Source organism: Stieleria sp. (assembly GCF_041595215.1).
Taxonomy (GTDB): domain Bacteria; phylum Planctomycetota; class Planctomycetia; order Pirellulales; family Pirellulaceae; genus Stieleria; species Stieleria magnilauensis.
Map to the genome: position 1 here is coordinate 1 of NZ_JBFHKV010000386.1, position 7,023 is coordinate 7,023.

Genomic DNA, 7,023 nt, shown 5'->3' on the forward strand with positions numbered 1-7,023 from the left:
GCTGACACGGTCACGGCGGTGCCGCCAACCGGCCGCGGCGAGTTCCTTGCGGTCGGGGGCATAGCCCGATTCGCGCAGTTCAAAGCTGGCCGATTTTTGGTTTTCCGGATGCAGCAGGTATTTGCCGAAGTCGCTGACACTGTCATAGGTTGCCGGATCGAGTCCGATCAAATTGACGTGACGGCCGATTTGCTGGCCGCGGAAGTCGATTCCCAACATCGACGGGACGCTGACGCTGACCGAGGACCCGACCAGTGCCGGCCCACAGATCCGCTCGATCTCGCGCAAGTGCGCGTCGGGATCGGGCATGCCGCCGGTGGCATGGCATTCGATCATGACATCCGATGCCAGACCGTGCAGCCGCTCGTGCATTTCGGTCGAGAATCCGCTCATCACGCTGTTGACGACGATCAACGTCGCCACGCCCAGGGTGACACTGATGATCGACGCCAGTGCGATGTAGCGTGTTTTGAGATAACGAAAGCAGAGTAACCAGCGATACATTTAGCCCATCCTTTGGCTCGTGTCGGTGCTGTGGCATCCGTTTGACCGTTTGCCGCCGGAGTCTAAGGGACCGACGGGATCGGCGTAAAGATGAGGTCTAGTGCTCGGTCCAGATTGGAATTTAGGGTTGCGTTTGTCGAGCGGAAAAGGGGTCAGGTACCAAAAACCAAATGGCCCAACGGGTGCTTCGCATTTTTGGTACCTGCCCCCTTTTCCGCGGCACCCTCAATCTAAAAGTTGACGGAGCACTAGAATCCGAATCCGCCCGTGGTCAGCCAGAACGTGACGATCATGCAGACCCAGACGAGATCGAGAAAGTGCCAGTAATGGGCGGCGAAATCCACCGGCCAGTGTCGTTCGTGGTCGTACATCCCGATCCCCGATCGGGTGGTAACGATGCCGAGCGCGATGATGCCCCCCAGCACGTGCAGTGCATGCAAGACGGCCAGCACCACGACCATCCCCGCCACACCGCGACCGGGTCCTTCAAAGGTCGCCGGTCCGAGCAGGATTTCGGTCATCGCAAGGCACTGGATGACGGTAAAGATCACCGCCGCGGCGGTGCTGATCCCCAGCAACCAAGCCGTCGTGTGAAACCGATCGCGACGCACCGTCCGCGTCGCCGCGTGGACCAGAAAACTGATCACGATCAGGCAAACCGTGCTGACCAGAAAGGTCTTGGGAAGCGGCACCAGTTTCAGCGGATCGTCGCTTCGTGAGACCGCGTAAATGGCATAGAGCAGCAACGTGGCGCCGAAAAAAACGAACAGCGAAAGCAAGAACAGCCACCCCCCCTGCTTGACCCGTCGGTCTACCGGTAGCAAGGGGCGAGGAGGACCTCCGCGGTCGTCGAAGGAGTCGGTCACGCTAATTTCTGCAGCCATGTGTCGTGAACGCCGGTAACGTTTTTCGTGTGCAGGCGGTATGCTTGGCAATGATAGTCTGGCGGACACTGTTCCGCTGCCCGTTGCGCTTTAGCATCTCACTTCCCGCCCTCCTTTCCAACCGCATATTGCCTCCGGCAGACAACTCCCCCACGAGGCAGCGTTGCCCCCCATGAGCGAAGTACGCGACTTTTGCAATGCCGATTTACCCGGGCTGGCCAGGGTCTGGAGCGAGCATTGGACGGCCGCCCAGTCGCCGCCGCCGATCAGCTCGACCATCATCGAGCGCGCGATCTTGTCGCGCGCCTTTTTCTCGCCCAAAGATCTATTGGTCGCGACCATCGACGGCCGCGTCGAGGCCTGGTGCCATTTCAGCCGCCCCGGGGACCATGGTGATGAATGGTCGGGCATGCCGGCCGGTGACGTCGCGATCCTTTCGGCGATCTGTTTCACCCACGTGGGACTGAAATGCTGTGACGACCTGCTGAAGGCGGCCGAGAAACGGATCCGACAAGAACAGTGTCACTCCATTTTGGCAGGTCCGATGCGGGATCAGCAATGTGGCTACGTCGGCTTGGCGCCCATCGGTCACGGCATCGGGATCCCGGATGTCGATGTTCGCGCCGCCTCGTTGTTGAGTCGTCATGGGTACTCACCGGAAAACAGTTTCCAGCGGATGGTGGTCACCACGGCACCCTATCGCCCGCCCGTCAGCCGCGAAATGATGCAGTTTCGGCGCACCACGCGAGCCGAACGGTCTGCGGTGGTTCCCCAACAAGGTCGTTATGCGTCGGCGATGGCCCACATGGACATCGAACACCATCAATTGATCAACCATCGCAACGGGGATCGTCTGGCCAACGTCCGGTTGTGGTTGAGTGACCCCGAAGCCCAAGTGATGAGCTGCTCCGAGGCGATCTTGGATTTGTCCGTCACCGAAACGCCGGGCGAATTGACTTCGGCCGAAACCTTTCTCGTCGCCGCGCTGATCCAGTCGATGGCGACCCGCTGTGTCTTCCGCGTCGAAACGGCGATCAACGGCGAACACTCGGTGCTGAAAGAACAACTCACTTCACTTCAATTTGAAAACACACAGCGCGGCCAGCGGTGGACCAAGGAGCTATAGGCGTGTCACGCAAAGAAAAGATTTTGGCGATGCTCCAGGAAGACCCCACCGATACGTTTTTGCGTTATAGCTTGGCGATGGAATTGCGGACCGAGGGGGATCACCCGAGCAGCCTGGAGAAGCTCGACGAACTGACGCGCGACACGCCCCCCTATGTGCCGGCTTTTTTTATGGCCGCCCAGCAACTCGTTGATTTGGGACGCGTCGATGAGGCGCGGACGCGTCTGCGGGATGGAATCGACCAGGCGCGAGCCCAAGGCGATGGGCACGCCGCGGCCGAAATGAGCGAATTGCTGGCAACGCTCGGCGAACTGGGCGAAGAAGACGACGAGCTGTAAATGGCCGCCGAGCAAACCACGGCGGTGGTCCTGCGGACGATCGAATTCAGCGAAACCAGCCTGGTCGTCACCCTGCTGACCCGCGATTTTGGACAGGTCTCCGCGCTGGCCAAAGGCGCTCGCCGTCCCAAGAGTTCCTTCGAAGGTTCGCTTGACCTGTTGGCCGTCTGTCGTGTAGTGCTGATTCGGAAATCCTCCGATGCGCTCGATTTGTTGACCGAGGCAAAGCTCCAGCGTCGTTTTCGCGGAGCGGAAAAGTCGTTGGATCGCGTTTATGCCGGATACTATATCGCCGAAATGCTTCGACTGTTGACGGACAATCACGATCCCCACCCCGGGCTCTACGACCTGACGCTCAGCGCGCTCGGGCAGATCGACGGGACGGGCAATACCGCACTGGCGTTACTCGGTTTTGACACCGCGGCGCTGCGATTGCTCGGCCATGCGCCTTCGACCCGCGGCTGTGTCGACTGCGGTGGCCCCGTCAGCGGAACCCCACGGGTCGCGTTCGCACCGATCGCCGGCGGCGTCGTGTGTCGCGATTGCCGCTCGCGTCAACACAGCCTGCTGACGGTCAGCCGCGGAACGATTGAACACTTGGAACGTTTGCTTGCACCCCACACGCGGCTGCCGATCGAAGTTCCCTCGGAGGTTTATCGGGAGATGCGTGGCTTGATCAGCCGATATATCCAAACAATCCTCGGCTCGATTCCGAAAATGCAACCTTACCTGCCCGCCCGGATGGAACCGGTGGAATGAATAAAAAGAATCAACAAATGGACCGATCCCGTCGCCTCGCCCGTTGGGTGTTGCGGCCGAGTTTAGGCGCAAGCCTGTTGGCAGGCACGTTGCTGGCAACCACGACCGGATGCCAAACCTCCGGCGCCTCGGCGTCGCGCAGTTGGCTTCCCAAGCTGCCGTTCCGCTCGGTCGCGACCAGCGAAACGGAGACGCCCGAGCCGGTGCAGGCGGAGGAAACCCCTCGCGTGGCTTCCAACCCGGTCACCAACGCCGGCGGCAAATTGGGATTGCCCAGCACCAATCGGCTGGTCGGTTACGTCACCGGTAAGAAACACGAAGACATTCCGCGAGCAAAAGAATACTACCGCCGCGGTGACGAACTGTTCCGACAAGCCGCACGGGCTCCCAAGGCGACCCGCACCGGCATGTTCGCCGAAGCGGCCGAGTTGTTCGAAAGCGCCGGCAAGGAAGCGCCGGGATCGGGATTGCACCAAGACGCTCTGTTCATGCAGGGCGAGTCGTTGTTCTTTGCCAACGATCTCAACGGCGCACGCGACGCCTTCGAAAAACTGCAAAAGGACTTTCCACGCAACCGTCACGGGGATCGCGCCGCAGCCAGATTGTTTTCGATCAGCAAGTACTGGATCGACGTTTCCAAATCCGGCAGCGACGCCTGGTACTCACTCAACTTCTTCGACACCACGCGACCGCTGCGTGATGCCGACGGACACGCGATCAGGGTGCTGGACCAAATCCGTTACGATGATCCCACCGGCAAACTCGCCGATGACGCTACGATGGCGGCCGCGGCGGAGCACATTCGCAACGAGCAGTACGAAAAAGCCGATGAATTCCTGACGGACCTGCGCGAGACATTCACCGACAGCGACCACCTGTTCTTAGCCCACCTGTTGGGAATTCGTTGCAAGCTGGAAATCTACGGCGGACCGGAGTACAGCGAACTGGTGTTGGACGAAGCCGACGAGTTGGTCAAACAAACCCGGCGTCGCTTCCCCAGCGAATTGCGTGAGGAAAAGTACAACCAATTGCTCGCCCGCGCGGCGGCGGAAATCGCCTACCACAAAGCCGAGAAGCTGGCCTTCCGCGCCAAGTATCGCGAACGCAAGAAAGAGTTCGGCGCCGCGGCGCAGTTGTATCGCAAGATCCTGCGTGATCATCCCACCACGCCCCAAGCCGATCGGGCCCGCGAGGTGCTGGCCGAGATCGAGAAACTGCCCGCGACACCGACGCAGAACGTCGCCATTCGCGCCATCGCCAAGGCGTTCCCCTCGTCCAAACGATCGACACCGCTGATCACCGTCGACTCCCTGCAAACCAGCGATGAAACTCCGGCCGAGTCTCCCACGGAAACTCCCTCCGAAACGACCGGCAAAAAGCTGCTTCGCTAAAGGCCCCCTCCCCGATGGACACTCCAACCAACCCCATCCCGCCCCAACAGAACGGCACGGGCAGACGCGTTGGTGTGCAGGCTTTAGCCGCCAACCCTCACTGCACAGCAGCGACCGGGAATCGCCTCAAGGCTGGACACCAACGGTTGACCAAAAAAGAAAGCAAGGGCAGACGTGTTGGGGTGCAGGCTTCAGCCGCCAACCCTCGCTGCACAGCAGCGACCGGGAATCGCCTCAAGGCTAGACACCAACGGTTGACAAAAAAAGAGAGCACGGGCAGACGTGTTGGTGTGCAGGCTTCAGCCGCCCACTCTCGCTGCGTCGCAGCGACCGGGAATCGCCTCAAGGCTAGACACCAACGGTTGCTGAAAAAGGTGTCGGACACCTTTTTGGTAGTTTGGGTAATGTTGCTGCTGGGCGGATGTTCGGCGTACCAATTCGGAGCCGCGGCGCTTTATCCGCGTGACATTCGCACGGTTCATATCCCGGTCGTTCGCAACGAATCGTTTCGCCACGACTTGGGTCCCCAATTGACCGACGCCTTGGTCAAAGAAGTCGAACGACGGACGCCTTACAAAGTCGTCAGCAATCCGAACGCCGATTCGGTCCTGCGCTGCAACATCACCGCTCAGTCAAAAGTCGTGCTGACCGAAACCAGCAGTGACGACCCGCGAGCACTCGACAGCGCGATCACGGTCGGAGCCACCTGGACGGCACGCGATGGCCGTCGGTTGATGCAAAACAGCTTGGCCAGCATCGATAGCGACAGCACGGGGTTCAGCCAAAGCGTTCGCTTTGTCCCCGAAGCCGGTCAGTCGATCGATACGGCCAACCAAGAAGCCATCGATCAACTCGCCCGTCGGATCGTTTCCCAAATGGAATCGCGCTGGTAGTGCTGCGACACACGTTCGTTTAACGCTACTGCAGCCCCCCCGCCCCTTTCTCGTCGGAAGTATCCAGTCGTGCCAGAGAGCCAAACCCGATCGACCAAGGTTTGGGACATCGGTCAGCGTGTCTTGACGTTCGAACATCGGCCGCTGGTGATGGGAATCCTGAACGTGACGCCGGACAGTTTTTCCGACGGCGGACGACACAATGATCCCCGCGCTGCGATCGAGTTGGCGTTGCAAATGCAGGCCGATGGGGCGGACATCATCGACATCGGTGGCGAGAGCACGCGACCTTACAGCGATCCGGTTGCCGCCGACGAAGAACTCGATCGCGTGTTGCCGGTCATCGCAGGGCTGGCCGGACGGCTGTCGATTCCGATCAGCATCGACACGAGTAAAGCCGCAGTGGCCAAGGCCGCGATCGATGCCGGTGCAGAGATCATCAATGATGTCACCGGGCTAGAAGGCGATGCGGCGATGGCAGCCCTGGCCGCCGATGCCCAAGTCGGCGTCTGTGTCATGCACATGAAAGGCACACCGCAGACAATGCAGAACGACCCGACTTACAGCGACGTGGTCGAAGAGATTTACCAGTACCTGCGACAGCGGATGGAGTATTGCCTGGCTGCGGGATTGCGGCGGGAACGCATCTGCCTGGACCCGGGAATCGGGTTCGGGAAAACGCATGAGCACAACGTGCATCTGCTGCAGCGGACCGCCCGGTTTTGCGAACTGGATGCACCGATCCTGATCGGACATTCACGCAAAGGCTTCATCGGGAAACTGCTGGGCGATAAAACCGCCGATCGAACCGCCGCGACCCTCGGCGTGTCGCTCGCGGTGGCCGCAGCCGGGGCCGACATCATCCGTGTCCACGATGTCAAACCGACCGTCGATGCGCTCAAGCTATTTCGAGCGTGCGGCGGAATCGATTGATCGCGTCAGACGGTTGTCGCGGCGTTCCCCTCCGGGTACTGGCATTGAGCCAATACCACTAAGTTAACAGCAAAGAGGCGCCCGGACGCTGGCGCGAACCGGCTGATGTCAAACGAACATCAGCCGTTTGGCGCGAGCCTACGGGCCCGGCGCTGGTCAAAACCTTGTCGATTGAGTGGTATTGGGCTCGCGGCC

Annotated in this window: 7 protein-coding genes and 1 pseudogene; 6 read left to right on the top strand and 2 right to left on the bottom strand. The window is 60.4% G+C overall.

Annotation, left to right across the window (positions count from 1 at the left end; genetic code table 11):
- Both ABX749_RS15825 and ABX749_RS15830 read right to left on the bottom strand, forming a co-directional pair.
- Positions 1-504: pseudogene (locus tag ABX749_RS15825) on the bottom strand (ABC transporter permease); the annotation flags it as partial.
- Positions 505-752: 248 nt separating this feature from the next.
- On the bottom strand, positions 753-1,388 hold the full coding sequence (locus ABX749_RS15830; RefSeq protein WP_372896834.1) for a cytochrome c oxidase subunit 3: 636 nt from the start codon (positions 1,386-1,388) through the stop codon (positions 753-755).
- A gap of 172 nt (positions 1,389-1,560) precedes the next feature.
- Between ABX749_RS15830 and ABX749_RS15835 the strand changes: the two genes are divergently transcribed.
- The 6 genes from ABX749_RS15835 to folP all read left to right on the top strand — a co-directional run bounded on the left by ABX749_RS15835 (position 1,561) and on the right by folP (position 6,828).
- The gene (locus ABX749_RS15835) at positions 1,561-2,514 is read left to right on the top strand and encodes a hypothetical protein (RefSeq protein ID WP_372896835.1); all 954 of its coding nucleotides are present in this window, start codon (positions 1,561-1,563) and stop codon (positions 2,512-2,514) included.
- 2 nt (positions 2,515-2,516) lie between these two features.
- Positions 2,517-2,852: a tetratricopeptide repeat protein gene (locus ABX749_RS15840; RefSeq protein WP_372896836.1), complete on the top strand. Its 336-nt coding sequence runs from the start codon at positions 2,517-2,519 to the stop codon at positions 2,850-2,852.
- Positions 2,853-3,611, top strand: coding sequence for a DNA repair protein RecO (recO, locus tag ABX749_RS15845; RefSeq protein WP_145212656.1), 759 nt, complete (start codon positions 2,853-2,855; stop codon positions 3,609-3,611).
- Positions 3,608-5,002, top strand: a complete 1,395-nt coding sequence (locus ABX749_RS15850; RefSeq protein WP_372896837.1) for a tetratricopeptide repeat protein — start codon at positions 3,608-3,610, stop codon at positions 5,000-5,002. Before recO ends, ABX749_RS15850 begins: the two co-directional genes overlap by 4 nt.
- Positions 5,003-5,376: 374 nt before the next feature.
- On the top strand, positions 5,377-5,895 hold the full coding sequence (gene lptE / locus ABX749_RS15855) for an LPS assembly lipoprotein LptE (protein WP_372896838.1): 519 nt from the start codon (positions 5,377-5,379) through the stop codon (positions 5,893-5,895).
- A gap of 150 nt (positions 5,896-6,045) precedes the next feature.
- Positions 6,046-6,828: a dihydropteroate synthase gene (folP, locus tag ABX749_RS15860; RefSeq protein ID WP_372896839.1), complete on the top strand. Its 783-nt coding sequence runs from the start codon at positions 6,046-6,048 to the stop codon at positions 6,826-6,828.
- The last annotated feature ends 195 nt before the right edge of the window (positions 6,829-7,023 follow it).